The organism is Streptomyces sp. NPDC107562, assembly GCF_055657325.1.
Map to the genome: position 1 here is coordinate 48788 of NZ_JBVKBE010000024.1, position 25972 is coordinate 74759.

Consider the following 25972-nt stretch of genomic DNA (forward strand, 5'->3'; position numbering starts at 1 on the left):
CCCCCTCGTCACCGGCGTGGGCCGCGCGCCTGGGCGACGCGTCGGGGAGACACTGCTTCCGCACGGTGCCGAGACGGCCGTACCCGATCTCGGCGAGCCGCCCGCTGCGGGAGGAGCACCGAGGTGACGGGCTGGACCTGGGAGTACGAGGGCTACGAACCGGCCGACGAGCGGCTGCGAGAGTCGCTGTGCACACTCGGCAACGGCTACTTCGCCACCCGCGGCGCTCTCCCCGAGTGCTCCGCGGACGATGTGCACTACCCCGGGACCTATGTGGCCGGCTGCTACAACCGGCTCGGCTCCGACGTGGCCGGACGCAGGGTCGAGAACGAGGACATGGTCAACCTGCCCAACTGGCTGCAACTGCGCTTCCGGCTGCGCGGCCGGCCCTGGCTCACCCCGGACACCGCCACCGTCCTCGAACACCGCCTGGTGCTGCACCTGTCCTCCGGAGTGCTGGAGCGGCTGACCCGTTTCGGACTCGGCAACGGACGGGCCCTGACGGTGCGCCAGCAGCGGCTGGTGCACATGGGCGACCCCCATCTCGCGGCGCTGCGCACCGAGTTCACCGCCGACGGCTTCTCCGGAGAACTGCACGTCGAGGCCGGCCTCGACGGCGGCGTGCGCAACGCCGGGGTCGCCCGCTACCGGGACCTGGACGGCCGGCACCTCACCCACGAGCACGCGGGCACCGCCGAGCACGACACGGTGTGGCTGCGCTGCCGCACCCGCACCTCCGACATCCGCGTCGGCATGGCCTCCCGGCTCGCCGCCGACGCGCCCGTCACCGTCCGGCACGCCCGGCCGCGCACCACCCAGCGGATCCGGCTGCACCTGGTGTCCGGCCGCACCGCCACCGTCGACAAGACCGTCGCCCTGCACACCTCGCGCGACCCGGCGATCAGCGACCCGCTGCACGCCGCCGTGGCCCGGGTCGGCCGCGCCCCCGGCTTCGAAGAGTTGCTGCGCGGCCACCGCACCGCCTGGGCCCAGTTGTGGCGCCGCGCCGACCTCGACGTGGCCGGCGAGGCCGGAAGCGTCCTGCGCCTGCACCTGTTCCATGTGCTGCAGACGCTCTCCCCGCACACCGCCGACCTCGACGTCGGCGTCCCCGCGCGCGGGCTGCACGGCGAGGCCTACCGCGGCCATGTCTTCTGGGACGAGCTCTTCGTGCTGCCCTTCCTCAACCTGCACTTTCCCGAGGTCTCCCGGGCCCTGCTGCGCTACCGCCACCGCCGGCTCGAACAGGCCTGCACCGCCGCTCTGCACGCCGGCCGCCAGGGCGCGATGTACCCCTGGCAGAGCGGCAGCGACGGCAGTGAGGAGGCCCCGCAGCTGCACCTCAACCCGCGCTCCGGGCGCTGGCTCGCGGACCACTCCCACCTCCAGCACCACGTCGGCTCGGCGATCGCCTACAACGTGTGGCAGTACTGCGAGACCAGCGGCGACATCGAGTTCCGGCACACCTGGGCCGCCGAGATGCTGCTCCAGATCGCCCGCTTCTGGGCCGACGCGGCACGCTACGACAAGGCCCTCGGCCGGTACCGCATCCGGGGCGTCGTCGGGCCCGACGAGTACCACGACGCCTACCCCGGTGCGGAGAAGCCCGGCCTGGACGACAACGCCTACACCAACGTCACCGCCTCCTGGGTGCTCACCCGCACGCTGGAGCTGCTGGGCGGCCTGCCCGAGCCGCGGCGCCGCGAACTCGCCGAGCGCACCGGCCTCGACGACGGCGAACTCGACCGGTGGGAGGAGATCTCCCGCGCCCTGCACGTGCCCTTCCACGAGGGCGTGATCAGCCAGTTCGAGGGCTTCGGCGCCCTCGACGAGCTCGACTGGCACCGCTACCGCACGGAGTACGGCGACATCCGCCGGCTGGACCGGATCCTGGAGGCGGAGGGCGACACGGTCAACCGCTACCAGGCCTCCAAGCAGGCCGACGTGCTGATGCTCGGCTACCTGTTCTCGCCGGCCGAACTGCGCGGCCTGTTCGCCCGGTTGGGGCTGCGGCTCGACGAGGAGACCTGGCAGCGCACCGTCGACTACTACCTCCACCGCACCAGCCACGGCTCCACCCTCAGCGGTCTGGTGCACGGCTGGATCCTCGCCCGGGCCCGGCGGGCCGAGGCATGGCAGTTCGTGCAGGAGGCCCTGCGCGGCGACATCGCGGACGTGCAGGGAGGCACCACCGGCGAGGGCATCCACCTCGGCGCCATGGCCGGCACCCTCGACCTCGTCCAGCGCGGCCTGACCGGCCTGGAGACCCGCGAGGGCGCCCTGTGGCTGGACCCGGTGCCGCTGCCGGAGCTGTCGTCCTACGGCTTCTCGCTGCGCTACCAGGGCAACTGGGGCGTCCGGCTGCGCCTGCGCCACGGCCGCCTGGAGGTCACCGTGCCCTCGTCCGACGCCACCCCCGTCGACGTACGCCTCCCGGACCGGGCCGTGCGCCTGATGCCGGGGGAGACGGGGCAACTGGTGCTGCCGGAGTGAGCGCGGTGAGGCGACCATCGCCATGTGGCACCCCCGGCCCCGCGGGGTACCCGGCCGCGCGCGACGCGACCGAGGAGTGGCACCTTCGGGAACGACAGTCCGAGCGGGGCACCGATCACCGCACCGACAGGGAAGTTGACGCATGACCGACACACTCACCGTGAGCGTCCTGGGCACCGGCATCATGGGCGCCGCCATGGCCCGGAACATCGCCGGGGCGGGACACACCGTCCGCGCCTGGAACCGCAGCCGCGCCAAGGCCGAACCGCTCGCCGCCGTCGGCGCGCACGTCGCCGACAGCCCCGCGGAGGCCGTCGAGGGCGCCGACGTCGTCCTGACCATCCTGTACGACGGGGACACCGCACTGGACGTGATGCGTCAGGCCGCCCCCGCCCTGCGCCCCGGCACCGCCTGGTCGCAGTCGACGACCGCGGGCCTGGAGTCCGTCGCCGAGCTCGCCGCCTTCGCCCGGGAGCACGGCCTGGTCTTCTACGACGCCCCCGTCCTCGGCACCCGCCAGCCCGCCGAGGACGGAAAGCTCCTGGTGCTCGCCGCCGGACCCGTCGACGGCCGGGCGGCGGTCACGCCCGTCTTCGACGCCGTCGGCGCCCGCACGGTGTGGACCGGCGACGACGGCGCCGCCGGCACCGCGACCCGGCTGAAGCTGGTCGCCAACAGCTGGGTCCTGGCCGCGACCAACGCGGCCGGCGAGACGCTCGCCCTGGCCCAGGCGCTGGGGGTGGACCCGCAGCACTTCTTCGACGCCATCGCGGGCGGTCCGCTCGACATGGGCTACCTGCGCGTCAAGAGCGGCATGATCCTCGACGGGCGGCTGTCCCCGCCCCAGTTCGCGGTGACCACGGCGGCCAAGGACGCCCGTCTGATCGTCGAGGCGGGGGAGCGCAGCGGGGTGCGGCTCGACGTCGCCGCCGCCGGCGCGCGGCGGCTGGCCCGCGCCGCCGAGCAGGGCCACGGCGACGAGGACATGGCCGCCGCCTACTTCGCCAGTTTCGACGAGGCACCGCCCGCCTGACCCCCCCGAACGATCACCCCCGTCCGATCCCGTCCCCCGCGACCGAGGAGAGAGAAAGAGCTCATGTCGAAGCCCCCGCTGCCGCCCGAGGCCGAGGCCCTGCTGGCCCGTGCCAACCCCTGCGTCATGGCCACCCTGCGCTCCGACGGCACCCCCGTCTCCACGCCCACCTGGTACCTGTGGGAGGACGGGCGGGCGCTGATCAACCTGGACGAGGGCCGGGTCCGGCTCAAGCACCTGCGGCGCGATCCGCGCGTCACGCTCACCGTCCTGGACGCGGACGACTGGTACACCCACGTCACCCTCGTCGGGCGCGTCACCGAGATGCGTGCCGACGATGGGCTGGCCGACATCGACCGGCTGTCCCGGCACTACAACGGCAGGGCCTATCCGGACCGGGTGCGCGGCCGGGTCAGCGCCTGGGTCGCGGTCGAGCGCTGGCACGGCTGGGGCGCCCTGAAGGACAGCGACCAGGCCTCCACCTGAGCCGGGGTCGGCGTAGGCTCCCAGACATGCGGATCTCCGTCTCCTCGGACATGGACGAACCCGTCGCCCGCCTGCTCGTCACGGAGTTGCAGGACCGTGGCCACGAGGTGCTCACCCACGGCGCGCTGCGCCCGGGCGACGACCCCCAGTGGGCGGCGTGCTCGTCGGCGGCCGCCCGCGACGTGGCCGACGGAACGTCGGCGATGGCCGTGGTGTGCTGCTGGACCGGCACCGGCGCGTCCATCGCGGCGAACAAGGTGCCGGGCGTACGGGCCGCCCTGTGCGCGGACGCCTACTCGGCCGACGGGGCCCGCCGCTGGAACGACGCCAACGTGCTGGCGCTGAGTCTGCGGCTGACCTCCGGGCCGGTCCTGAAGGAGATCCTCGACGCCTGGTTCGCCGGGGAGCGCAGCGAGGACGCCGAGGACCGGGGAAACGTCATCCGCATCGAACAGCTGGACGACATCCGGGCCATGCCCTGACACACACGTCGGCGGCCGCGAGACCGAAGCCTCGCGGCCGCCTGCGCCGTTCTCCCACGGCGGCCCGCCCGCCGCCGCGGCGGTCAGTGCGCGCCGAGCCCGCCGCCGCCGAACGAGCCCGTCGTGCCCCTGCCCCAGCGGGGCCGGTCCGTGGACGTACTGGGCCTGGTCCGCATGTTGGTCAGCTCGTACGGGGTGAGCGGGCGGCCGCCCTTGGGTATCACGGGCACGTCGTCGGGCTCCCGCATCTGCCGGACCTCGTGGACGGCTCCCTCCGGCGGCAGGTGCGGCTGCTCCTCGGGGCGCGGACGCGGAGGTTCGTTGAACTTGATCCGGTTGCCGAGCCACATACTTCCCGCCAGCACGCCGACGACGGCGATGGCGACCACGAACAGGACGAGGCTGAGCAGTCCACTCGGCGCTGCCAGCTGCATGGGGGCAGTGTTCATATCGCATGAATACCCTCAAATCGGACAGTGAACCGGGTCACCGGGAACGCCCGCGCGCGTATGGGTTTGGCGGGGCGTTCCAGGGCTACCCGCGCGGTGTGACGACGACTTCGCAGCAGGACGTCTTCCGCTTCCTGGAGGACCGCTTCGCCTGTGCGCAGGCGTGCACGGACTGTGCCCGCGCGTGTGCGCTGCGCGCGAGCCTGGTGGACCCGGACGGCACCGAGGACCAGGAACTCTTGCGCCGCAAGGGAATCATGTGCGCGGAGATCTGTGACGCGACGTGCCGGATGCTGTCCGAGCAGACCCTCGTGGACGAGGACGGACTGCGGATCCAGCTGGAGTGGTGCCGCACCGTGTGCCTGGAGGCGGCACACGTCTTCGACGGCCACCCCGCCGCCGAGGGGGCCGCGGAGGCGTGCCGCGCCTGCGCCCGCGCGTGCACGGAGTTCCTGGGCACGCTGGGCTGATCCGCCCTCGCACGCCCCGGGCCGGCGCACTCCCCGGTCCGGCCGGCGCGACTTCCCGCACCGCCGCCATTCCCAATTTCTGAAACACGTTCTACGGTGTGCGCCGTCAGGCAGGACCGGCCCTGGGGAGCCTGGAGGCGCCGTGCACCTCGAATACACGCCCGACCAGCAGCGGTTGCGCACCGAACTGCGCGCCTACTTCGCCGAACTGGTGCCGGACGACGCGCATGTGCGGCACGCCGATCCCACCGCGCAGAAGCGCTTCTACCGCGACACCATCCGCAGGCTCGGCGCCGACGGCCGCCTCGGCGTGGGCTGGCCCGAGGAGTACGGCGGGCGCGGGCTGACCGCCATGGAGCAGTTCATCTTCTTCGACGAGGCCGCCCAGGCGGGCGTACCGCTCCCGCTGATGGCCCTGAACACGGTCGGGCCGACGATCATGCAGTACGGCACCGAGGAGCAGAAGGCGTACTTCCTGCCGAAGATCCTCGCCGGCGAGATCGACTTCGCGATCGGCTACAGCGAGCCCGACGCGGGCACCGACCTCGCCGCCCTCAAGACCCGCGCGGTGCGCGAGGGCGACGAGTACGTGGTCAACGGTCACAAGATCTGGACCACCAACGGCGACACCGCCGACTGGGTCTGGCTGGCCGTGCGCACCGACCCGCAGGCCCCGCCGCACCGGGGCATCACCATGCTCCTCGTGCCGACCGCCGACCCCGGCTACTCCTGCACCCTCATCAACACCCTCGCCGGCCACGACACCACGGCCAGCTACTACGAGAACATCCGCGTCCCCGTCTCCCGCCGGGTCGGCGAGGAGAACCAGGGCTGGCGGCTGATCACCAACCAGCTCAACCACGAACGCGTCACCCTCGCCGCGCACGGCACCATGGCGATCCGCGCCCTGCACGACGTGCGGCGCTGGGCGAGCCGCACCAAGCTGACCGACGGCCGCCGCGTCATCGACCTGCCCTGGGTGCGTAGCCGGCTCGCCCGGACCCACACCCGCCTGGACGCCCTGAAGCTCCTCAACTGGCAGATGGTCGGCGCCGTCCAGAACGGCACGCTCACCCCGCAGGACGCCTCCGCCGTCAAGGTCTACGGCTCCGAGGCGCGTCGCGACGCCTACGCCTGGCTCATGGAAGTCGTGGGCGCGACCGGCGCGTTGCAGGAGGGCTCCGCCGGCGCGGTGCTGCACGGGGAACTGGAACGCGGCTACCGCTCCGCGGTGATCTTCACCTTCGGGGGCGGCAACAACGAGATCCAGCGCGAGATCATCTCGTGGATCGGCCTGGGCATGCCCCGGGTGCGCCGGTGACCGCTGCCGTCCCCGCCGACGTCCTCAGCCGACGAACTGCTGCCCGCCGTCGATGTCGTAGGTCGCCCCGGTGAGCGCCGTGTTGGTCATCAGGTGAACGGCGAGCGCCGCGACGTCGGCCGGTACGACGACGCGGCCGATCGGCAACCGGGCGCGCAGTTCCTCGCGGCGGGCGTCGAGTCCCTCGCCGAGGAGCCGGGCCGACAGCGGCGTGTCCACGAAGCCGGCGGCGATCAGGTTGACCCGGACCGGCGCGAGTTCGAGCGCGAGGCCGGCCGTCAGGGCGGGCAGCGCCGCGGTGACCGCCGGCGCGACGCCGAGGCCCGCCCGGATCCGCCGGGCGCCCGTGCCGCCCAGGAGCACCAGGGTGCCCCCCGGTCGCACCGCCCCGGCGGCGTGGCGCGCGACCCCGATGGCGAGCAGCATGTGCCCCGTGATCGCCTCCCGCGCCTCCTGGTCGTCCAGCTCCAGCAGACTGCCGTAGGTGGGATGTCCCGCCGTGACCATCACGTGGTCCACCGGACGAGGCAGGTGCTCGAAGAACCGCCGCAGCTGGGCCGGATCGCCCGCGTCGAAGGCGCTGGTGTCACGCGCCCCGACCTCCTCGGCCGCCGTGCGCAGCCGTTCGGGATCGCGGCCGGTGAGAATCACCGCCGCCCCCTCGGCGCGGGCGTGCGCGGCGGTCGCCAGCCCGATGCCCGCGCTCCCGCCGATCACCACGACGGTCTGTCCCGCCAGAGCCGGGCCCCGCGGGTCGTGACCGGCCGTCGGCTCGTCGCTCATGCGTCCTCCTTTGGCGGTCCGTCCGTGGCGGCCGAGACGTCCGTGGCGGCCGAGGCCGCCTGCCGCTCACCGTTCGAGCGGTCGCGACAGGGCCTGCTTGACCTGTCTGGTCCGCTCGTCGGCGAGCACCTCGACCCGGTCGTCCGCCAGGGCGTCCAAGGTCTGCTGCGCGACGTCCGCCGTGCTGATCTTCGGCGCGTCCGTGAACGAGCTCAGGTCCGTCTCGACGAATCCGGCGTGGACCCCGATCACCAGGGTCCCCTGCTCGCGCAGCCCCTCCCGCAACGCGCCCGTCAGCGACCACTGCGCCGCCTTGGACGCCGCGTACCCGGGGTACTGCGGCCGGGAGGCCCAGGAGGCGGCGGAGAGCATGTTCACCAGTGCCCCGCCGCCGTTGCGGCCGAGGACGGGCGCGAAGGCGCGGGAGACGACCCAGGTGCCGAAGTAGTTGGTCTCCATCGCCTCGCGGGCGCCGTCGAGGGAACCCGTGAGCAGCTCGGTGCTGAAACCGCCGACCCCGGCGTTGTTGATCAGGATGTTGACGTCGCCCGCGACGTCCGCCGCCGCCGCGACCTCCTCGGGCCGGGTGACGTCCAGGCGCAGCGGGCTGACGCCTTCGTCCGTCACGCTCGCGGGGTCGCGGGCACCGGCATAGACCTTCGCCGCTCCGCGCTCGATCAGCGCACGGGCGAACTCGCGGCCGATGCCGCGATTGGCGCCCGTGACCAGGACGACCGATCCTGCGATCTCCATCGCGCTTCCTTCCTGCCGGCGCCTGCCGGGCGCGGCGGGCGATCGGGGAAAGCGATGCACGTTCCCTCCTCTGCCAGCCTGCACCGGATGCCGCGGCTTTGCATGTGGCGAGCCACGGCGTGTGCGGCGCGGGGAGTCGTGCGGGAAGAGGTGCACGGAGAAATGCGGGGAGAATGGGGGAGACGGGCGCGGGACACGGACTCGGGCGAGGTGAGCTCGTTGGCAGCACGGAGTTCGGTGGCGTCGCCGGACGAGGGTGATCCGGGGCTGTTCACCCCCGCCTCCGTGACCTGGCAGCTGCACAGCGACCCCATGATGTGGATCGCGGGGATCCGCGCGCTCCACCTCCAGGCCCTGCACCCGCGCGCGGTGCGCGGCGTCCTGCAGAACAGCGACTTCCGGCGCGACGCCTGGGGCCGTCTGCGGCGCACCGCGGACTTCGTCGGCACCACGACGTACGGGACCACCGCCGCCGCCGAGCGCGCGGGCGCCCGCGTCCGGAAGATCCACCGCATGCTGCGGGCCACCGATCCGGAGACCGGCGACCGGTACCCGGTGGACGAGCCCGGCCTGCTGCTGTGGGTGCACTGCGCCGAGATCGACTCCTATCTGCACGTGCTGCGCCGCTCCGGCTACCCGCTCACCGACACCCAGGCCGACCGCTACGTACGCGAACAGCGGGTCGGCGCCCGCCTGGTCGGCCTCGACCCCGGCACCGTGCCGGCCGACCGGGCCGCGCTGGCCGCCTACTTCGCCGAGGTACGGCCCCGGCTCGCCGCCGGCCCCGAGGCCAGGGACATCGACGACTTCCTGCGCCGACCCCCGGTACCCACCGCGCTGGTGCCCCTGCGAGAGCTGCTGTGGAGCCGGGTGGCCGGCCTCGCGTACGACGCCCTGCCCTCCTACGCCCACGAGTTGTACGGCCGTCCCGCCCCGGCCCCCGACGTCGTCACCCGGCGACTGCGCCGCATCGGCGCCCTGCTGCGAGCCGTCCCCGCACATGTGCGATGGCAACTTCCGCCCCGGCACATCCTGCGCGCCATGGCCCGACTGGGCCCGGACGCCCGCCCCGGGTCGTACCCACCCGAACCGTAGGTGGCCATACTGGTCCTGCCAGGGGAGGGCGGGCTCACAGCGACGGGGGCGACAGCAGGCGATGGGGGAGACCAGACTGATCCACGGCCGTTACCGGCTGCTGGATCCGATCGGCCGCGGCGGCATGGGCGAGGTGTGGCGGGCACGTGACGAGTCGCTCGGCCGGCACGTCGCCGTGAAATGCCTCAAACCCCTCGGCCCGCTGCACGACCAGGCTTTCACCCGCGTGCTGCGGGAGAGATTCCGCCGTGAGGCCCGGGTCGCCGCCGCGCTCCAGCACCGCGGGGTCACCGTCGTCCACGACTTCGGCGAGTCCGACGGACTTCTGTACCTGGTGATGGAGTTGCTCCAGGGTCGCAACCTCAGCCAGGTCCTGGAGGACGACGAGCGCCGCCCGCTGCCGGTCCCGGACATCGTCGACATCGCCGAGCAGGTCTCCGCGGCCCTCGCCTACACCCATCGGCAGGGCATCGTGCACCGGGACCTGAAGCCCGCCAACATGGTGCGGCTGACCGACGGCACGGTGAAGATATGCGACTTCGGCATCGCCCGCCCCGGCGCCGACATCGGCGCCACCTCCCGGCTGACCGGTACCGGCGTCGCCATGGGCACCCCGCACTACATGTCCCCCGAGCAGATCGGCGGGGGCGAGGTGGACCAGCGCAGCGACCTGTACTCGCTCGGCTGCGTGCTGTACGAACTCGCCACCGGTGTACCGCCGTTCGACCTGGGCGACGCGTGGGCGATCCTCGTCGGCCACCGCGACACCCCGCCCGAACCGCCGCGCAGCCACCGCGCGGACCTGCCGGCCCCCCTGGAGCAGATCATCCTCGACCTGCTCGCCAAACGGCCGGAGCACCGGCCGAGCGACGCCTCCGAGCTCGGCCGCCGCATCAGCGCGGCCCGGACCGTCCCCGCGTACGTCCCGACCGTGCTCGCCGTCGAGCCTCCCGCCCGCGAGGCACGGCTGCCGGCCTGGACGCTGGGCATGACCACCGGTCACAAGGCGGCCGGTACCGCGCCGCGCACCCCGCCGCCGGACACCGGGGAGGGGCTCACCGGCGAGTGGATCGCCCGGCCCGCCACCGTCCCCGCGCCCCTGCAGGTGCCGCACACCCCGCCCGAGCCGCCCGAGGAGGCGCTCACCACCCTGGCGGCGCGCCACAACGCGGGCCTCAGCCTGGCGCGGCTCGGACGCTGGGCCGAGGCCGGCGAGGTGCACCGCGCGGTCGCCGCCGAACGCGAGCACCTCCTCGGCGCCGACCACCCCGACACCCTCGCCAGCCGCTACGAGGTCGCCTTCACGCTCAGCCGCACCGGCCGCGCGGCCGACGCCCTGCGCGAGTACACGCACGTGGCCCGGGCGCGTGAGCGGCTGCTCGGCGCCGACCACCCGGACACGCTCGCCGCCCGGCAGGAGACGGCGTACGTGCTGGGCCGGCTGGGGCGGCCCCTGGAGGCGCACCAGGTGTACACGTCGGTGCTCGCCGCGCGCGAGCGCACCGTGGGTGCCGACCACCCCGACACGCTGCGCTGCCGTCACAACCTCGCCTTCAACCTCAGCCGGCTCGGCCGCCTGGAGGACTCCTACCGCCTGGCCTGCGAGGTGGCCGAGGCCCGCGCCCGCGTCCTCGGGGCCGGACATCCCGACACGCTGGTCACCCGGTACGAAGTGGCGTACGTGCTGGGGCAGCTGGGCCGCTGGCCGGAGGCGCTGGACGCCTACCGCGAGGTCGCCGAGGCCCGCGGCCGGGCGCTCGGCGCCGACCACCCCGACACCCTCGCCGCCCGCCACGAGATCGGCATCAGCCTCGGCCGCCTGAACCGGGGCGCGGAGGCGCTGGAGCTGTACCGTGACCTGGTCCCCGACCGCGCCCGCGTGCACGGCCCCGAGCATCCCGAGACCCTGCGCGCGCGGCACGGCCTCGGCGTCAACCTCGGCCGCCTCGGCCGCTGGGAGGAGGCCCTCGCCGAGTCCCGGGACGTGCGCGCGATCCGGGACCGCGTCCTCGGCCCCGACCACCCCGACACCCTGGTCAGCCGCCGCGAGGTCGCCGTCGGGCTCGGCCGGCTGGGCCGCTGGGCCGACGCGCTCGCCGAGTACCGCGAGGTCGCCGACGCCCGCGAGCGCGTGCTGGGCGCCGGTCACCCCGACGCGCTGGCCGGCCGCAACGACGAGGCGCACTGCCTGGAACAGCTCGGCCGGGCGCAGGAGGCGGCGGAGCTGTACCGCAAGGTGGCGGAACGGCGCCGGCAGGGCGCCCCGCACGGGGCCTGACCGGCCGGCTCCGCTCTGGCCGGGCGGGATCATCGCGTGTTACCAAGAACCATGCCTGCACACGAGGGATCCCGCGCGTACGACGCCGTCATCGTCGGGGGTGGCCACAACGGTCTCGTCGCCGCCGCCTACCTGGCCCGCGCCGGTCGGTCGGTACTGGTGCTGGAACGGCTGGACCACACCGGCGGCGCCGCCGTCTCCACCCGCCCCTTCCCGGGCGTCGAGGCGCGTCTGTCGCGCTACTCCTACCTGGTCAGCCTGCTTCCGCGGAAGATCGTGCGGGACCTCGGCCTGGACTTCCGGCTGCGCACCCGCACCATCTCGTCGTACACCCCCGTGGAACGCGACGGCCGGGCGACGGGTCTGCTGGTCGGCGGCGGCGAGGAGCGGACCCGGGAGGCCTTCGCCCGGCTCACCGGCGGGGACCGCGAGTACGCGTCCTGGCAGCGCTTCTACGGCATGACCGGCCGCGTCGCCCAGCGGGTCTTCCCCACGCTGACGGAGCCGCTGCCCACCCGCGACGAGCTGCGCCGGCGCATCGACGACGAGGATGCCTGGCGGATGCTCTTCGAGGAGCCGATCGGCGTCGCCGTCGAGGACCGGTTCGCCGACGACCTGGTACGCGGTGTGGTCCTGACCGACGCGCTGATCGGGACGTTCGCCGACGCGCACGACGCCGGGCTGAGCCAGAACCGGTGCTTCCTCTACCACGTGATCGGCGGCGGCACCGGCGACTGGGACGTCCCCGTCGGCGGCATGGGCGCCCTGACCGGGGCGCTCGCCACCGCCGCCCGGGAGGCGGGCGCGGTGCTCGCGACCGGCCACGAGGTGCTGCGGATCGACACCGACGGCCGCACCGCCGAGGTCGCCTTCCGCACGCACGAGGGCGAGGGCGTCGCCGTCGCCCGGCACGTCCTCGTGGGCGCCTCGCCGCAGCAGCTGGCCGCGCTCACCGGCGACACCCCGCCCGCGCCCGCCGAGGGCGCCCAGCTCAAGGTGAACATGCTGCTGAAGCGGCTGCCCAGGCTGCGCGACACCTCGGTCGACCCGCGCGAGGCGTTCGCCGGGACCTTCCACATCGCCGAGGGGTACGAGCAGCTGGCCACCGCCCACGCCCAGGCCGCCGCCGGGGAGCTGCCGAGCGCTCCGCCCTCGGAGATCTACTGCCACTCGCTGACCGACCCGTCGATCCTCGCCCCGGAGCTGGTGGCGCAGGGCTACCAGACCCTCACCCTGTTCGGTCTGCACACGCCGGCCCGGTTGTTCGCGGCCGACAACGACGCGGCCCGCGAAGCGCTGCTGAAGCCGACCCTCGCGCAGCTCGACGCCCATCTCGCGGAGCCCCTCGCCGACTGCCTCGCCACGGACGCCGACGGGCGGCCCTGCATCGAGGCCAAGACGCCGCTGGACCTGGAACGTGACCTGCGGCTGCCCGGCGGCAACATCTTCCACCGTGAACTGTCCTGGCCGTACGCCCAGGACGGCACCGGCCGCTGGGGAGTGGAGACCCGGCACGCCAACGTGCTGCTGTGCGGCGCGGGCGCCGTGCGCGGCGGCGGGGTGAGCGGGGTGCCGGGGCACAACGCGGCGATGGCGGTGCTGGAGGGCGGCGACGAGTCGCCCCGATGACCTTGGGGAGGCGGCTTGCTGCCCGTCGCGGGGCGGGCCATCCTCGTACGCGGGGTGACCCGCCGCCGAGCCGAAGGCGTACGCCCGGCCGCGACGGTGCCGGCCGGACCCCCGCGCCCGGCGCTCCCGGCGGGAGACGGCGCCGTGGTGCCCGTACGGCTGCGGGACGGGCACCACGCCGCCGCGCGGGGCACCTCCCCGCCCTCGCGCCTTCTCAGTCGGCCGAAGCCGTCCAGCCTGTCGGGGTGATCCGGGCCGCGTCCTTGGGCCGGGTCTCGTCGAAGAGGACCGTGCCGGGCGCCTCGACGCGCAGACCGTCGACGTAGGCACCGCGGCCGACGTAGAGCTGGTCGGTGGTGTACCGCCAGCGCAGGGTGAGCTGCCCGGCGGCCGGGAGGGGCGCCGTGAGCCGGTGCCAGACGCGGCCCGACCAGCCGGTGACCCGCCCGGAGGGGTGCTCCGCGGGTGCCTCGCCGCGCCGGTCGGTGGTGAACGGGACCGGCTGCCAGACCGTGCCGCCGTCCGTGGAGGACTCCAGCACCAGTCCGTCGGCCGCCGGCTCTGTGTCCCACCACAGGGCGCCGCGCAGCCGCGCCCCGCCCGCGGACGTGTCGAGCGCGGGCAGCGTGAGCGTGGCGGTCGTGGCGTTCGCCGTCCCGGCGAACCAGGCGGTGCGGCCGTGTGCCGGGCGGACCGGCACGGCCCGCGCCAGATGGGTGGCGGCGGCGACCCGGGGCGCGGAGCCGGAGCGCCAACTGCGCACCGGGTGGACCGAGTTGCCGAGCACCACCAGGAACGAGTCGGTCGTCGGGTCGAGGACGAGGCAGGTGCCGGTGAATCCGGTGTGCCCGGCGGTGCGCGGCGTCGCCATCGCGCCCATGTACCAGTGCTGGTAGAGCTCGAAGCCGAGGCCGTGCTCGTCGCCGGGGAAGGCGGTGTTGAAGTCGGTGAACATCAGCTCCACGGACTCCGGGCGCAGGATGCGCGCCCGCCCGTAGACACCCCCGTTGAGCAGGGTCCGGCCGAGCACCGCGAGGTCCCAGGCGCAGGAGAAGATCCCGGCGTGCCCGGCGACCCCGCCGAGGCTGTAGGCGTTCTCGTCGTGCACCTCGCCCCACACCAGCCCCCGGTCCAGCCCCGACCACGGCTTGCGGGCGTCCTCGGTCGCCGCGATCCGGGGCTTCCAGGAGGCCGGCGGGTTGAAGCGGGTGCGGTGCATCCCGAGCGGAGCGGTGATCTCCTTGCGGAGCAGCGCGTCCAGCCGGTGCCCCGTGATCCGCTCCAGCACCAGCTGGAGCGAGATCAGATTGAGGTCCGAGTACAGGTACTTGGTCCCGGGCGCGTTGAGCGGCGCCTCGTTCCAGATGAGTCGCAGCTTCTCCTCGTACGTCGGCGCCGCGTACAGCGGGATCCACGCGCGGAACCCCGAGGTGTGGGTGAGCAGTTGCCGCACGGTCACGTCCTGCTTGCCCGCGCCCGCGAACTCCGGCAGGTACGAGGCGACCGTCGCCTCCAGCTCCAGCGCGCCGCGTTCGATCTGCTGCACGGCGAGGATCGAGGTGAACAGCTTGGACACCGAGGCCAGGTCGAAGACGGTGTCCACGGTCATCGGGATCTGCTCCGCGGCCGGGAACTCGACCCCGGTGTCGGTCTTCTCGTCGTACGCCGCGTAGCGCACCGCCGTCCCGATCGGCTCGTGCAACGCCACGGTCCCGCCCCGCCCGGCGAGCAGCACGGCCCCCGCGTACCACGGGTGCTTGGGGGAGGGCCCGAGGAAGGTCTCGGCGTCGGTGACGAGCCGGCGCAAGTGCGAGCCGAGCAGCCCGGCGCGCTCGGGCGAGCCGTGCCGCAGTGTCGGCCGCGCGGCTCCGGCGGGTGCGGCGGCCGCCGCCGGTCCCGCCGGGAAGGGCGTCAGGGCGAGTGCCCCGCCCAAGGCAAGTGCCCGCAAACCCAGTTGACGTCGGCTGAATCCGTCGGCCGTCTCTTCGCCCATCGAGGACCCTCCCGTACCCGGCTGAAAGTATCTTTCGAGGACCACCGTGCGGGGTGAAACTTTCCTGTCAGGGGCGGGTGTGTGTCAATGGGGCGTGCGCTTGGTGGTGCGGTCCGCGGGTGGCCCGGCAAGGATCTGACGTCATGTCAGAAAAGCTCTTCCGTCGTCCGGAGGACTGCGGCATCCTGCGCCCATGCAGACGGAGCTGAGCAGACAACTGGGAGTCGAGCACGCCCTTTTCGGCTTCACGCCCTTCCCCGCCGTCGCCGCGGCCATCAGCCGGGCCGGCGGCTTCGGCGTGCTCGGCGCGGTCCGCTACACCGCCCCCGGCGACCTCGAACGCGACCTCGACTGGATCGAGGCGCACGCCGGGGGACGGCCGTACGGGCTGGACGTCGTGATGCCCGCGACGAAGGTCGAGGGCGTCGCCGAGGCCGACGTGGAGGCGATGATCCCGCAGGGGCACCGGCGGTTCGTCCAGGAGACCCTCGCCAAGTACGGCGTACCCGAACTTCCCGACGGCGAGGTGCCCGGGTGGCGCATCACCGGCTGGATGGAGCAGGTCGCGCGCACCCAGCTCGACGTCGCCTTCGACCGCCCGATCCGGCTGCTCGCCAACGCCCTCGGCCCACCCCCCGCCGACGTCGTGCGCCGTGCCCACGATCAAGGCGTACTGGTCGCCGCCCTCGCGGGCAGCGCCCGGCACGCCCGCAAGCACAGGGACGCCGGGATCGACATCGTCGTGGCCCAGGGGTACGAGGCCGGCGGCCACACCGGCGAGATCGCCTCCATGGTGCTCACCCCCGAGGTCGTCGAGGCCGTCGACCCGCTGCCGGTGCTCGCGGCCGGTGGCATCGGCAGCGGGGAGCAGGTGGCCGCCGCGCTGGCGCTCGGCGCGCAAGGGGTGTGGACCGGCTCCATCTGGCTGACCACGACCGAGGCCGACCTCCACTCCCGGGCCCTGACGCGCAAACTCCTCGCGGCCGGTTCCGGCGACACCGTCCGCTCCCGCGCCCTGACCGGCAAACCGGCCCGCCAGTTGCGCACCGAGTGGACCGACGCCTGGGACGACCCCGCGGGTCCTGGCACCCTGCCCATGCCCTTGCAGGGACTCCTCGTCGCCGAGGCCGTCTCCCGCATCCAGAGGTACGAGGTCGACCCCCTGCTCGGCACGCCCGTCGGCCAGATCGTGGGCCGGATGACCAGCGAGCGCGGCGTCCAGGCCGTCTTCGACGACTTGACGCGCGGCTTCGAGCGGGCCGTCGACCGCATCAACCGCATCGCCGGAAGGAGCGGCCCCTCATGAATCCCCCCACCGGTTTCTGGGCCCAGGCCACCGCCGACCCCGGGCGTGTCGTCCTCGTGGCGCCCGACGGCGAGGAGTGGACCGCGGGACGCCTGCACGCCGCCGCCAACCGCCTGGTGCACGGCCTGCGCGCGGCCGGCCTGGGAACCGGCGACGCCTTCGCGGCCGTGCTGCCCAACGGGCCCGAGTTCCTCACCGCCTATCTGGCCGCCACCCAGGCCGGGTTCTACCTGGTCCCCGTCAACCACCGCCTCGTCGGACCCGAGATCGCCTGGATCGTCGCCGACTCCGGCGCCAAGGTCCTGCTCGCCCACGAACGGTTCGCCGAGGCCGCCCGCCAGGCCGCCGACGAGGCGAACCTGCCGGCCGACAGGCGCTACGCCGTCGGCGCCCACGAGGGCTTCCGGCCGTACGCCGAACTCCTCGACGGGCAACCGGAGTCACCCCCAGAAGGCCGCACCCTCGGCTGGGTCATGAACTACACCTCGGGCACCACCGGCCGCCCCCGCGGCATCCGGCGTCCGCTGCCCGGCAAGCCTCCCGAGGAGTCCTACCTCGGTGGCTTCCTCGGCATCTTCGGCATCAAGCCGTACGACGACAACGTCCACCTGGTCTGCTCGCCGCTCTACCACACGGCCGTGCTCCAGTTCGCCGGCGCCTCGCTGCACATCGGCCACCGCCTGGTCGTCATGGACAAGTGGACCCCCGAGGAGATGCTCCGCCTGATCGACGCCCACCGCTGCACGCACACCCACATGGTTCCCACCCAGTTCCACCGGCTGCTGGCACTTCCGCGGGACGTCCGGCGGTCGTACGACGTCTCCTCGATGCGGCACGCCATCCACGGCGCCGCCCCCTGCCCGGACCACGTCAAACGAGCCATGATCGACTGGTGGGGACACTCGGTCGAGGAGTACTACGCGGCCAGCGAGGGCGGCGGCGCCTTCGCCACCGCCGAGGACTGGCTGAAGAAGCCCGGCACCGTCGGCAAGGCCTGGCCCATCAGCGAACTCGCCGTCTTCGACGACGACGGCAACCGGCTGCCTCCCGGTGAACTCGGCACCGTGTACATGAAGATGAGCACCGGCGGCTTCGCCTACCACAAGGACGAGGACAAGACCCGCAGGAACCGCATCGGCGACTTCTTCACGGTCGGTGACCTCGGCTGTCTCGACGAGGACGGCTATCTGTTCCTGCGGGACCGCAAGATCGATCTGGTCATCTCCGGCGGCGTCAACATCTACCCGGCGGAGATCGAGTCCGTCCTGCTCGCCCACCCCGCCGTAGCCGACGCCGCCGCCTTCGGCATCCCGCACGACGACTGGGGCGAGGAGGTGAAGGCGGTCGTCGAACCGGCCCCCGGCCACGCGCCCGGACCGGACCTCGCCGCCGCCCTCCTCGACCACTGCGCCGCCCGGCTCGCCGGGTACAAGCGCCCGAGGAGCGTCGACTTCATCGCCGAGATGCCCCGCGACCCCAACGGCAAGCTGTACAAACGGCGGTTGCGGGAGCCGTACTGGGAGGGACGGACCCGGACCGTGTGACGCCTCCGGTCGCCGCGGCCGTGTCCCACCGGCCCGGCGATCGGCGCGGACGTCATCCTTCGGTCGGACCGCGCCCGACCTTCGGCCGATCCCCGCTCCCGCCCCGCCTTCCTAGCGTGGACGCATGACGACGACCACGGAGGGCCGCCTGCGACGCGGGGGCGTGCGGCCGGGAGAACGAGCGCTCGCCCCCGACCTGGCCCGCGGACTCATGCTGCTGGGCATCGTCCTGTCCAACTCCGCCTCCCACCTCTGGGCGGCCCGGCGCGGCCCCTCCGGATGGCAGCCCGTGGACGGCTCGTGGCTCGACCACGCGGTGCAGTTCACCATGATCACCGTGCTCGATCTGCGGGTCTACCCGCTCTTCGCGTTCCTCTTCGGCTACGGCATGACGCAGCTCCAGCTGCGGCAGACCGCCGCCGGCACTGCGGAACGCGACGTCGCGCGGGTCCTGCGGCGGCGCAGCCTGTGGCTGATCGTCATCGGCCTGGCCCACTCCACCCTGCTGATGGCGGGCGACATCGTCGGCTTCTACGGCGTGCTCGGCCTCGTCCTCGGCCTCGCCTTCCTGCGGCGCGGCGAGCGCGCCCTGAAGTGGTGGATCGGCGTCGCGGCGGGCCTGCTGCTGTTCACCTCCGCCGAGCCCGTCGTGTCGGCGCTGCTGCGGGGCGAGTTGGGCACGCTCGGCGACGCCGGGGCGGAGCCCGGCTTCACGGCGTACGCGGCCGGTGAGGGGAACTGGTTCGCCGCGGCGGGCACCCGGCTGGAGACCGGCCTGTTCGTCACCTTCGTGGCCGCGCCGCTGTCCCTCGTCGGGGGAGGATTCGGGCTCTTCCTGCTCGGCTTCCTGGCCGCGCGGCGCCGTGTCCTGGAGGAACCCGGCCGGCATCGGAGGCTGCTGCGGTGGACCGCCGTCGTCGGCATCGCGATCGGCTGGCTCGGCGCCCTGCCCGCGGCGCTCGCCCACGTGGGAGCCCTGGACGTACCGGCCGACGCGCAGAGCGAGTCGGGCGCGCTGACCCTCCTGCGGGACGCCACCGGCAACGCCGCCGGACTCGGCTACGTCGCCGCCGTCGCGCTCTTCGCCCACTGGTGGACCACCCGTGAACCCCGGCGCGGCGTCAAGGCGGTGGCCGCGGTGTCGGCCGTGGGGAAGCGCTCGCTGTCCTGCTACCTCGCCCACTCACTGCTCTTCGCACCCGTGCTGGCCGCCTGGGGACTCGGTCTCGGCGCCCACCTCGGCAGCGCCGGCATGGCGGTGTTCGCGACCGGCGTCTGGCTGCTCACCGTGGCCGGCGCCTACGCCCTGGAACGCGCGGGCCGCCGCGGCCCCGCCGAAGCGGTGCTGCGACGGCTCCTGTACGGAACCGCGGCGTCCCGGACCGGCTGACCGCGGGTGCCGCCCGGACCCGGCCGGCACCCCACGGCCGCGTCAGCGGCGCTCGCGCACCACGACGACCCGCAGGGCGGGCGAGGACCGGATGTCCTTCTCGCAGAACCGGGACGTCACCCACCTCTCACCGGAGAACAGCCGGGTCTGGTCGGCGAGATGGGCCGAGCGCGGATTCGAGGACTGGGAGTACGACAGCAGGGTCCGGGCCACCGGGCAGCCGCTCCCGTCCCAGCCGACGGCCTGCATGTAGCTGGAGCCCGTCGAGACCTCCGCGTAGCCGCCGCCCGCCGGGTCCCACACCGGCTCGACCTTGTTCCACACGCCGAGCGACTCGGTGCCGCCGGGCACCGCGATCCGCCGCCCGTCGCGCACCACCACCTGGTGCTCGCCGAGCCGGGAGCCGAGCCCGATGCCCGCCGCCCGCAGTTCGGTCACGGCGTCCGCCAGGGCGGTCGCGAAGCCGGGGACCGTGGTGTCCAGGGTGTTCGGGGTGCGCACCGGATCGGCGACGGAGAACGGCACCTTCCACAGCCGGGCGGCCGGGACCGTCGCCGTCAGCTTCCGCCAGAACCGGTCGAAGAGCAGCGCACCCCGGCTGGAGGTGTCCATGGTGCGGTCCCAGCCGGCGAGCACCCGGCACGCCTCGGACACGTCGACGGCCTTGCCCTCGCTCCCGGTCGCCGTGCCGCCCGGCAGCGCGGCGCACGCCTTCGCGGCGTCGGCGGCGGCGAGGTCACCGGCGGGCACCCGGTTGGCGAACTGCTGCGCCTGGAGGTCCCGTACGGTCAGCCGGCCGCGTCCGGCCATCGCCGCCACGTCCTGAAGCGCGCCGCGGGTGCGCAGGCTGCGGGCGGTGCCGATGTTCCCGAAGACCCGCTCGTAGCCGGTGAGCGGCCGCTCGGCATTGGCCAGCCAGGCGCTGTCGTTGGAGTTCTCCGCGTACGGCGCGTCCTTGAGGACCGGCATCCTCGCCGGACCGAAGATCCCCGGCTGCACGGCGTCGGCGTCCCGGCCGAGCGCGCAGTCGCCGCGCGCGCCGTCCAGCACCGCGAGCCCCGACGAGGGGTAGGTGACCTGGCCGAGCGGGGTGGAGCAGCGTGCCGCCAGGTCGTCCGTGACACGCGGCAGGACCTGGGACTGCGTGAAGAGGGAGTGGCCGAAGGCGTCGGCGGCGATCGTGTTCACCCACGGCAGGCCCTGGGTGCGCCGCAGGGTGGCGAGGACGTCGTCGGTGCCGCGCGCCCGGCTGAAGCCGAGGGCGGTGTCGGAGGCGCGCAGATTCGCCGCGTTGGGGTCGTTCAGCGCGTACGCCGTCGTGCTCGTCCACGGCAGCGGCACCGACGCGCCGAGCGAGGTCACCACCGGGCCGTACCGGGTCCACCACTGGGTCCGCGTCACCGGCGCCCCGTCCTTGACGGCCACCGTCACCTGACGCTTCGTCATCCGCTCGCGACGGCCGTCGACGACATAGACCGTCGGGTCGGCCGGATCCAGCGTCAGCTGGTGCAGATTGAGGGTTGTCCCGGTGGCCACGGTGTGACTCCACGCCACCCTGGCGTTGTGACCTATGGAGATGGTGGCCGTGCCGAGCAGTGATCCGCCCGAGACGTCGAGGCGGCCGGGGATCGTCTGCTGCGACTGCCAGAAGCGGCGGCCACCCTGCCACGGGTAGTGCGGATTGCCGAGCAGCAGCCCGCGGCCGTTCGCCGTGGTGGCGCCGCTGAAGGCGACCGCGTTCGAGCCCATGTCCGCGCTCTCGGCGGCGAACAGCTCACGGGCGGCCCGCGCGACGCGGTCGGCGTCCGGCGCCGACCCGGCGGCGGTGGCCGTCGGCGGCTGGGCCGCCGTGATGCCGTCGATGCCCCGGCCCTGGCCGCCGAGCACCGCGAGCGCGTAGCCGCGGGTGGCGACGTCCAGGGCGGTGACCGGCTTCACCCAGGGTGCGTTCCGGCAGGCCGGGTCGGTGATGCGGTTCTGCCGCAGCCAGGCGTTGTAGCCGGCCGCGAACCCCCGCATCAGGTCCTTCGCCGCCCGGCTCGGCCCGGCCGGCTCCGGCGTGGCGAGCAGGCGCTCCACCGTGCCCGCCTCGCGCACCCCGCGGAAGTACAGGTCCCCGGCGAGGTTGCGGGACGCCGAGGAGAGCGCCGGGTCGGACGGCGCGTCGGCGCCGAAGTAGCGCGACCGTTCGCCGCGCACGGTGACGAACCCGTCGGCCAGCGTGCACACCTGGTCGGTGGCCTGCGCCCAGCCGGTGCCGAAGCCGAGGTCGGCGTAACTGCGCGCGAGGATGTGCGGAATGCCGTACTCGGTGTAGCGGACGACGGCCGACAGGCCGCCGTGCGAGGGATGTCGTTCCGGACGGCCCTGCGCCGGGGCGGCCGCCGCGGGCAGCGCGGTGGCGGCGGTGAGCAGGGCGACGGCCGTGAGGGTGAAGCGTCTCAGGCGGATGCGCATGGTGCCTCCCAACGTCATTGGGGGAAGGAGCGGTTGAGCGTACCAACGGGTATGTCGCGCGCGGCCCTGTCTCTTGACCTCTTCCGGACGCGGACCGAGGATCATCAGTCATGACGCCCGGACACGGCAGCACGGTTGACGGGGTGCTGCGGCGCAGCGCCCGCCGCACCCCGGCGCGCGTCGCGGTCGAGTACCGCGACCGCCGCTGGACGTACGAGGAACTCGACGACGCCGTCTCCCGGGCGGCGGGCGTCCTGCTCGGCGAGGGACTCGCCCCCGGCGACCGGGTCGCCGCCTACGGCCACAACTCCGACGCCTACCTCGTCGGCTTCCTCGCCTGCGCCCGCGCGGGCCTCGTGCACGTGCCGGTCAACCAGAACCTGACCGGCGACGACCTGGCCTACCTTCTGGAGCAGTCGGGCAGCGGGCTGGTGCTCACCGACCCCGGCCTCGCGGACCGCCTCCCCAAGGGCGTACGCAGGCTGCCGCTGCGGGACGCCGACGACTCCCTGCTCGCCCGGCTGCCGTCCACGACGCCCTACGACGGCCCCGAGCCGCGCGCCGAGGACCTGACGCAGCTCCTCTACACCTCGGGCACCACGGCCCTGCCCAAAGGCGCGATGATGACGCACCGGGCGCTGGTGCACGAGTACCTCAGCGCGATCACCGCCCTCGACCTCGGCGCGGGCGACCGGCCGGCGCACGCGCTGCCGCTCTACCACTCGGCGCAGATGCACGTCTTCCTGCTGCCCTACCTCGCGGTCGGCGCGACGAACGTTATCCTGGACGCGCCGGACGGCGACCGGCTCTTCGACCTGATCGAAGCCGGCCGCGTCGACAGCCTGTTCGCGCCGCCCACCGTGTGGATCGGCCTGGCGAACCGCGCCGACTTCGCCACCCGCGACCTGAGCGGGCTGCGCAAGGCGTACTACGGCGCGTCGATCATGCCGGTGCCCGTCCTGGAACGGCTGCGCGAGCGGTTGCCGGGGCTGGCCTTCTACAACTGCTTCGGCCAGAGCGAGATCGGGCCATTGGCCACGGTCCTCGGGCCCGGCGAGCACAAGGGGCGGCTGGACTCCTGCGGCCGTACGGTGCTCTTCGTGGACGCCCGGGTCGTCGGCGAGGACGGCCAGGACGCCCCCGACGGCACCCCCGGCGAGATCGTCTACCGCTCCCCGCAGTTGTGCGAGGGCTACTGGGACAAGCCGGAGGAGACCGCGGAGGCCTTCCGGGACGGCTGGTTCCACTCCGGCGACCTCGCGGTCCGGGACGCGGACGGCTACTTCACGATCGTCGACCGGGTGAAGGACGTCATCAACTCCGGGGGCGTCCTGGTCGCCTCACGGCAGGTCGAGGACGCCCTCTACACCCATGAGGCCGTCGCCGAGGTCGCGGTCGTCGGGCTGCCCGACGAGAAGTGGATCGAGGCGATCACCGCCGTGGTCGTGCCGCGCGACGAGGTGACGCAGGCGGAACTGATCGCCCACGCGCGGGAGAAGCTGCCCGCCTTCAAGGCCCCGAAGCGGGTAATCCTCGTGGACGCCCTGCCCCGCAACGCCAGCGGCAAGATCCTCAAGCGGGAGCTGCGGGACCGGTTCGGCGGCGACCGGGTCAGCGCGGACGCAGATCCACGATCCGCCTGATCTTCCCGACGGACCGCTCCAGGGACTCCGGTTCCACGATCTCGACCGTCACGGACACGCCGATGCCGTCCTTCACGGCCGCCGCGATCGCCCGCGCCGCGTCGTCGCGCGCGCCGGGCGCGGCGTCCGGGCGGGCCTCGGCGCGGACGGTCAGGGCGTCGAGCCGGCCCTCGCGGGTGAGGCGCAGCTGGAAGTGCGGTGCCACCCCCGGGGTGCGCAGCACGATCTCCTCGATCTGGGTGGGGAAGAGGTTCACGCCGCGCAGGATCACCATGTCGTCGCTGCGGCCGGTGATCTTCTCCATCCGGCGGAAGGTGCGGGCCGTGCCGGGGAGCAGCCGTGTCAGGTCCCGGGTGCGGTAGCGGATCACGGGCATCGCCTCCTTGGTGAGGGAGGTGAAGACCAGCTCGCCCCGCTCGCCGTCGGGCAGCACCTTGCCGGTGACGGGGTCGACGATCTCCGGGTAGAAGTGGTCCTCGTGCACATGCAGACCGTCCTTGGTCTCCACGCACTCCTGGGCGACCCCCGGGCCGATCACCTCGGACAGCCCGTATATGTCCACCGCGTCGATCCCGAACCGTTCCTCGATCTCCCGCCGCATCCCCTCGGTCCAGGGCTCCGCCCCGAAGATGCCCACCCGCAGCGAGGTGCTCCTCGGGTCCACGCCCTGGCGCTCGAACTCGTCGAGCAGCGTGAGCATGTAGGAGGGCGTCACCATGATGACGCGGGGCTTCAGGTCCTGGATCAGCTGGACCTGACGGGCGGTCATGCCGCCGGAGGCGGGGATCACCGTGCAGCCGAGCCGCTCGGCGCCGTAGTGCGCGCCGAGACCGCCGGTGAACAGGCCGTACCCGTAGGCCACGTGGACCGTGTCGCCGGGGCGGACGCCGGCCGCGCGCATCGAGCGCGCCACCATGTCGGCCCACGTCGACAGGTCGCCTTCGGTGTATCCGACGACCGTCGGGCGGCCCGTGGTGCCGCTCGACGCGTGCAGGCGGCTGAGGCGCTCCCGTGGCACGGCGAACATCCCGTACGGGTAGTGCTCGCGCAGGTCGGCCTTGGTGGTGAAGGGGAAGCGGGCCAGGTCGGCGAGGGAGCGGCAGTCGTCCGGGTGGACCCCCGCCTTGTCGAAGGACTCGCGGTGGAAGGGCACGTGGTCGTAGGCGTGCCGCAGTTGCGCCCGCAGCCGGTCCAGCTGGACCGTCCGCAACTCCTGCGGGTCCAGCCGTTCCCCCGCGTCCAGCAGGTCCGTCCTGTCCGCCATGGGACCTCCCCTTACCAACCGCAGCAATTCGGGCGACCGATCATTCGGTCGAGGTGTTGTGGATCAGTAATCCAGTCCTTGAGGGCCGAAGGCAAGGCCCCGGCCCGCACTTTCTGCGGCGGCCGGAAGTCTGTTGCGCGGGCTGCCTCCGGGCGCCGAGGATGACCGCCATGCCCTCCTTCCTCGCCCCCGACGGGACCCGCCTCGCCTACCACTCACGTGGCGACGGCGATCCTCTGGTCGTCCTGCCCGGCGGCCCCATGCGGCACTCCCGCTACCTCGGTGACCTCGGCGGTCTCTCCGCCCACCGCCGGCTGCTCATGCTCGACCTGCGGGGCACCGGCGCCTCGCAGAAACCGGCCGACCCGGCGACGTACCGCTGCGACCGCCTGGTCGACGACGTGGAGGCGCTGCGGGTCCACCTGGGCCTGGAGCGGATCGACCTGCTCGGCCACTCGGCGGGCGGCAGCCTCGCCATGCTGTACGCCGCCCGCCATCCCGAGCGGGTGGCGCGGCTCGCGCTGATCACGGCCACCCCGTGGGCGCTGGACATGCCGGCGACGACCGAGGACCGGCTGGCCGCCGCGCGGCTGCGCGCGGACGAGCCGTGGTTCACCGAGGCCTTCCCGGCCTTCGAGAAGTGGCTGCGGCACGGCGGGGACTTCGACCCGAGGTTCATCCCGTTCTTCTACGGGCGCTGGGACGAGGCGGTCGCCGCGCACGCCGCGCGCGACGAGGACGAGAGCAACGAGGAGGCCGCCGAGCGGTACGGCTCCGAGGGCGCCTTCGACCCGCCGGCGACCCGTGCGGCGCTGGCCACGCTGACCGCACCGGTCCTCGTGTACGCCGGTGAACTCGACGGCGGCCCCCGGCCCGCTCTCGCCCACCGCACCGCCGAGGTCTTCCCGCACGCCGAGGTGGCCGTCCAGCCGGGCGCGGGGCACTATCCGTGGGTGGACGACCCGCAGTGGTTCACCCGCCGCACCGCCCGCTTCTTCGCCACCGACTCCTAGGTCGTGTCCGTAAAGTGGTTGGTGCGTTGGTCTGTTCGTGGTGCGTCGTCATGAGTTGACTGATGAGTCGTGGGCGGTGATCGAGCCGTT

General features: G+C 73.6%; 20 protein-coding genes. 14 read left to right on the forward strand and 6 right to left on the reverse strand.

What is annotated here, in order from left to right; genetic code table 11:
* Positions 1 to 123 precede the first annotated feature (123 nt).
* The 4 genes from ACZ7LV_RS37710 to ACZ7LV_RS37725 all read left to right on the forward strand — a co-directional run bounded on the left by ACZ7LV_RS37710 (position 124) and on the right by ACZ7LV_RS37725 (position 4494).
* Positions 124 to 2493, forward strand: a complete 2370-nt coding sequence (locus ACZ7LV_RS37710; protein WP_471945875.1) for a glycoside hydrolase family 65 protein — start codon at positions 124 to 126, stop codon at positions 2491 to 2493.
* Between the two features lie 142 nt (positions 2494 to 2635).
* Positions 2636 to 3526, forward strand: coding sequence for an NAD(P)-dependent oxidoreductase (locus ACZ7LV_RS37715; RefSeq protein ID WP_471945876.1), 891 nt, complete (start codon positions 2636 to 2638; stop codon positions 3524 to 3526).
* A gap of 63 nt (positions 3527 to 3589) precedes the next feature.
* The gene (locus tag ACZ7LV_RS37720) at positions 3590 to 4012 is read left to right on the forward strand and encodes a PPOX class F420-dependent oxidoreductase (protein ID WP_471945877.1); all 423 of its coding nucleotides are present in this window, start codon (positions 3590 to 3592) and stop codon (positions 4010 to 4012) included.
* A gap of 26 nt (positions 4013 to 4038) precedes the next feature.
* Entirely contained in the window at positions 4039 to 4494 is a 456-nt protein-coding gene (locus tag ACZ7LV_RS37725; protein ID WP_471945878.1) for an RpiB/LacA/LacB family sugar-phosphate isomerase, read from the forward strand.
* An 83-nt stretch (positions 4495 to 4577) separates the two neighbouring features.
* Here ACZ7LV_RS37725 and ACZ7LV_RS37730 read toward each other — a convergent pair whose 3' ends face one another.
* The gene (locus tag ACZ7LV_RS37730; protein WP_471945879.1) at positions 4578 to 4928 is read right to left on the reverse strand and encodes a DUF6479 family protein; all 351 of its coding nucleotides are present in this window, start codon (positions 4926 to 4928) and stop codon (positions 4578 to 4580) included.
* Between the two features lie 113 nt (positions 4929 to 5041).
* Here ACZ7LV_RS37730 and ACZ7LV_RS37735 point away from each other — a divergent pair, with 113 nt between their 5' ends.
* Together ACZ7LV_RS37735 and ACZ7LV_RS37740 are read left to right on the forward strand one after the other, a co-directional pair.
* The gene (locus tag ACZ7LV_RS37735) at positions 5042 to 5413 is read left to right on the forward strand and encodes a four-helix bundle copper-binding protein (protein WP_471945880.1); all 372 of its coding nucleotides are present in this window, start codon (positions 5042 to 5044) and stop codon (positions 5411 to 5413) included.
* A 142-nt stretch (positions 5414 to 5555) separates the two neighbouring features.
* Positions 5556 to 6734, forward strand: a complete 1179-nt coding sequence (locus ACZ7LV_RS37740; RefSeq protein ID WP_471945881.1) for an acyl-CoA dehydrogenase family protein — start codon at positions 5556 to 5558, stop codon at positions 6732 to 6734.
* Positions 6735 to 6758: 24 nt separating this feature from the next.
* On the opposite strand, the gene ACZ7LV_RS37745 is transcribed toward ACZ7LV_RS37740, so the two are convergent.
* Both ACZ7LV_RS37745 and ACZ7LV_RS37750 read right to left on the reverse strand, forming a co-directional pair.
* Positions 6759 to 7517 carry an SDR family oxidoreductase gene (locus ACZ7LV_RS37745; RefSeq protein ID WP_471945882.1) on the reverse strand — a complete coding sequence of 253 codons (759 nt, stop codon included), beginning with the start codon at positions 7515 to 7517 and terminating at the stop codon, positions 6759 to 6761.
* Between the two features lie 66 nt (positions 7518 to 7583).
* Positions 7584 to 8270, reverse strand: a complete 687-nt coding sequence (locus ACZ7LV_RS37750) for an SDR family oxidoreductase (RefSeq protein WP_471945883.1) — start codon at positions 8268 to 8270, stop codon at positions 7584 to 7586.
* 219 nt (positions 8271 to 8489) lie between these two features.
* Between ACZ7LV_RS37750 and ACZ7LV_RS37755 the strand changes: the two genes are divergently transcribed.
* The 3 genes from ACZ7LV_RS37755 (at position 8490) to ACZ7LV_RS37765 (ending at position 13272) form a co-directional block, all read left to right on the forward strand.
* Positions 8490 to 9365, forward strand: a complete 876-nt coding sequence (locus ACZ7LV_RS37755; RefSeq protein WP_471945884.1) for an oxygenase MpaB family protein — start codon at positions 8490 to 8492, stop codon at positions 9363 to 9365.
* 61 nt (positions 9366 to 9426) lie between these two features.
* Positions 9427 to 11643 (forward strand): serine/threonine-protein kinase, encoded by a 2217-nt coding sequence (locus ACZ7LV_RS37760; RefSeq protein ID WP_471945885.1) that lies wholly within the window; start codon positions 9427 to 9429, stop codon positions 11641 to 11643.
* 51 nt (positions 11644 to 11694) lie between these two features.
* A complete protein-coding gene (locus tag ACZ7LV_RS37765; RefSeq protein ID WP_471945886.1) occupies positions 11695 to 13272 on the forward strand; it encodes a phytoene desaturase family protein in 1578 nt (525 codons plus the stop codon).
* 214 nt (positions 13273 to 13486) lie between these two features.
* Here the strand turns inward: ACZ7LV_RS37765 and ACZ7LV_RS37770 are convergent, their stop codons facing one another.
* Positions 13487 to 15265, reverse strand: a complete 1779-nt coding sequence (locus ACZ7LV_RS37770; protein WP_471945887.1) for a serine hydrolase domain-containing protein — start codon at positions 15263 to 15265, stop codon at positions 13487 to 13489.
* A gap of 193 nt (positions 15266 to 15458) precedes the next feature.
* Here ACZ7LV_RS37770 and ACZ7LV_RS37775 point away from each other — a divergent pair, with 193 nt between their 5' ends.
* The 3 genes from ACZ7LV_RS37775 (at position 15459) to ACZ7LV_RS37785 (ending at position 19505) form a co-directional block, all read left to right on the forward strand.
* The gene (locus ACZ7LV_RS37775) at positions 15459 to 16571 is read left to right on the forward strand and encodes a nitronate monooxygenase (protein ID WP_471945888.1); all 1113 of its coding nucleotides are present in this window, start codon (positions 15459 to 15461) and stop codon (positions 16569 to 16571) included.
* Entirely contained in the window at positions 16568 to 18115 is a 1548-nt protein-coding gene (locus ACZ7LV_RS37780; protein ID WP_471945890.1) for an acyl-CoA synthetase, read from the forward strand. Before ACZ7LV_RS37775 ends, ACZ7LV_RS37780 begins: the two co-directional genes overlap by 4 nt.
* A gap of 124 nt (positions 18116 to 18239) precedes the next feature.
* A complete protein-coding gene (locus ACZ7LV_RS37785) occupies positions 18240 to 19505 on the forward strand; it encodes a DUF418 domain-containing protein (protein WP_471945891.1) in 1266 nt (421 codons plus the stop codon).
* 42 nt (positions 19506 to 19547) lie between these two features.
* Here the strand turns inward: ACZ7LV_RS37785 and ACZ7LV_RS37790 are convergent, their stop codons facing one another.
* Positions 19548 to 21962: a penicillin acylase family protein gene (locus ACZ7LV_RS37790; RefSeq protein ID WP_471945892.1), complete on the reverse strand. Its 2415-nt coding sequence runs from the start codon at positions 21960 to 21962 to the stop codon at positions 19548 to 19550.
* A gap of 110 nt (positions 21963 to 22072) precedes the next feature.
* Between ACZ7LV_RS37790 and ACZ7LV_RS37795 the strand changes: the two genes are divergently transcribed.
* Entirely contained in the window at positions 22073 to 23605 is a 1533-nt protein-coding gene (locus ACZ7LV_RS37795; RefSeq protein ID WP_471945893.1) for an acyl-CoA synthetase, read from the forward strand.
* On the opposite strand, the gene paaK is transcribed toward ACZ7LV_RS37795, so the two are convergent.
* Positions 23574 to 24869: a phenylacetate--CoA ligase PaaK gene (gene paaK / locus ACZ7LV_RS37800; protein ID WP_471945894.1), complete on the reverse strand. Its 1296-nt coding sequence runs from the start codon at positions 24867 to 24869 to the stop codon at positions 23574 to 23576. The genes ACZ7LV_RS37795 and paaK overlap by 32 nt on opposite strands.
* A 170-nt stretch (positions 24870 to 25039) precedes the next feature.
* Between paaK and ACZ7LV_RS37805 the strand changes: the two genes are divergently transcribed.
* Positions 25040 to 25882, forward strand: a complete 843-nt coding sequence (locus ACZ7LV_RS37805; protein WP_471945895.1) for an alpha/beta fold hydrolase — start codon at positions 25040 to 25042, stop codon at positions 25880 to 25882.
* Positions 25883 to 25972: the final 90 nt, after the last annotated feature.

Coding starts and splice junctions, on each gene's coding strand:
- paaK (WP_471945894.1), bottom strand. CDS start 24,869: ATGGCGGACAGGACGGACCTGCTGGACGCGGGGGAACGGCTGGACCCG.
- ACZ7LV_RS37795 (WP_471945893.1), top strand. CDS start 22,073: ATGACGCCCGGACACGGCAGCACGGTTGACGGGGTGCTGCGGCGCAGC.
- ACZ7LV_RS37805 (WP_471945895.1), top strand. CDS start 25,040: ATGCCCTCCTTCCTCGCCCCCGACGGGACCCGCCTCGCCTACCACTCA.
- ACZ7LV_RS37760 (WP_471945885.1), top strand. CDS start 9,427: ATGGGGGAGACCAGACTGATCCACGGCCGTTACCGGCTGCTGGATCCG.
- ACZ7LV_RS37730 (WP_471945879.1), bottom strand. CDS start 4,928: ATGCAGCTGGCAGCGCCGAGTGGACTGCTCAGCCTCGTCCTGTTCGTG.
- ACZ7LV_RS37715 (WP_471945876.1), top strand. CDS start 2,636: ATGACCGACACACTCACCGTGAGCGTCCTGGGCACCGGCATCATGGGC.
- ACZ7LV_RS37750 (WP_471945883.1), bottom strand. CDS start 8,270: ATGGAGATCGCAGGATCGGTCGTCCTGGTCACGGGCGCCAATCGCGGC.
- ACZ7LV_RS37790 (WP_471945892.1), bottom strand. CDS start 21,962: ATGCGCATCCGCCTGAGACGCTTCACCCTCACGGCCGTCGCCCTGCTC.
- ACZ7LV_RS37765 (WP_471945886.1), top strand. CDS start 11,695: ATGCCTGCACACGAGGGATCCCGCGCGTACGACGCCGTCATCGTCGGG.
- ACZ7LV_RS37785 (WP_471945891.1), top strand. CDS start 18,240: ATGACGACGACCACGGAGGGCCGCCTGCGACGCGGGGGCGTGCGGCCG.
- ACZ7LV_RS37770 (WP_471945887.1), bottom strand. CDS start 15,265: ATGGGCGAAGAGACGGCCGACGGATTCAGCCGACGTCAACTGGGTTTG.
- ACZ7LV_RS37725 (WP_471945878.1), top strand. CDS start 4,039: ATGCGGATCTCCGTCTCCTCGGACATGGACGAACCCGTCGCCCGCCTG.
- ACZ7LV_RS37720 (WP_471945877.1), top strand. CDS start 3,590: ATGTCGAAGCCCCCGCTGCCGCCCGAGGCCGAGGCCCTGCTGGCCCGT.
- ACZ7LV_RS37745 (WP_471945882.1), bottom strand. CDS start 7,517: ATGAGCGACGAGCCGACGGCCGGTCACGACCCGCGGGGCCCGGCTCTG.
- ACZ7LV_RS37775 (WP_471945888.1), top strand. CDS start 15,459: ATGCAGACGGAGCTGAGCAGACAACTGGGAGTCGAGCACGCCCTTTTC.
- ACZ7LV_RS37780 (WP_471945890.1), top strand. CDS start 16,568: ATGAATCCCCCCACCGGTTTCTGGGCCCAGGCCACCGCCGACCCCGGG.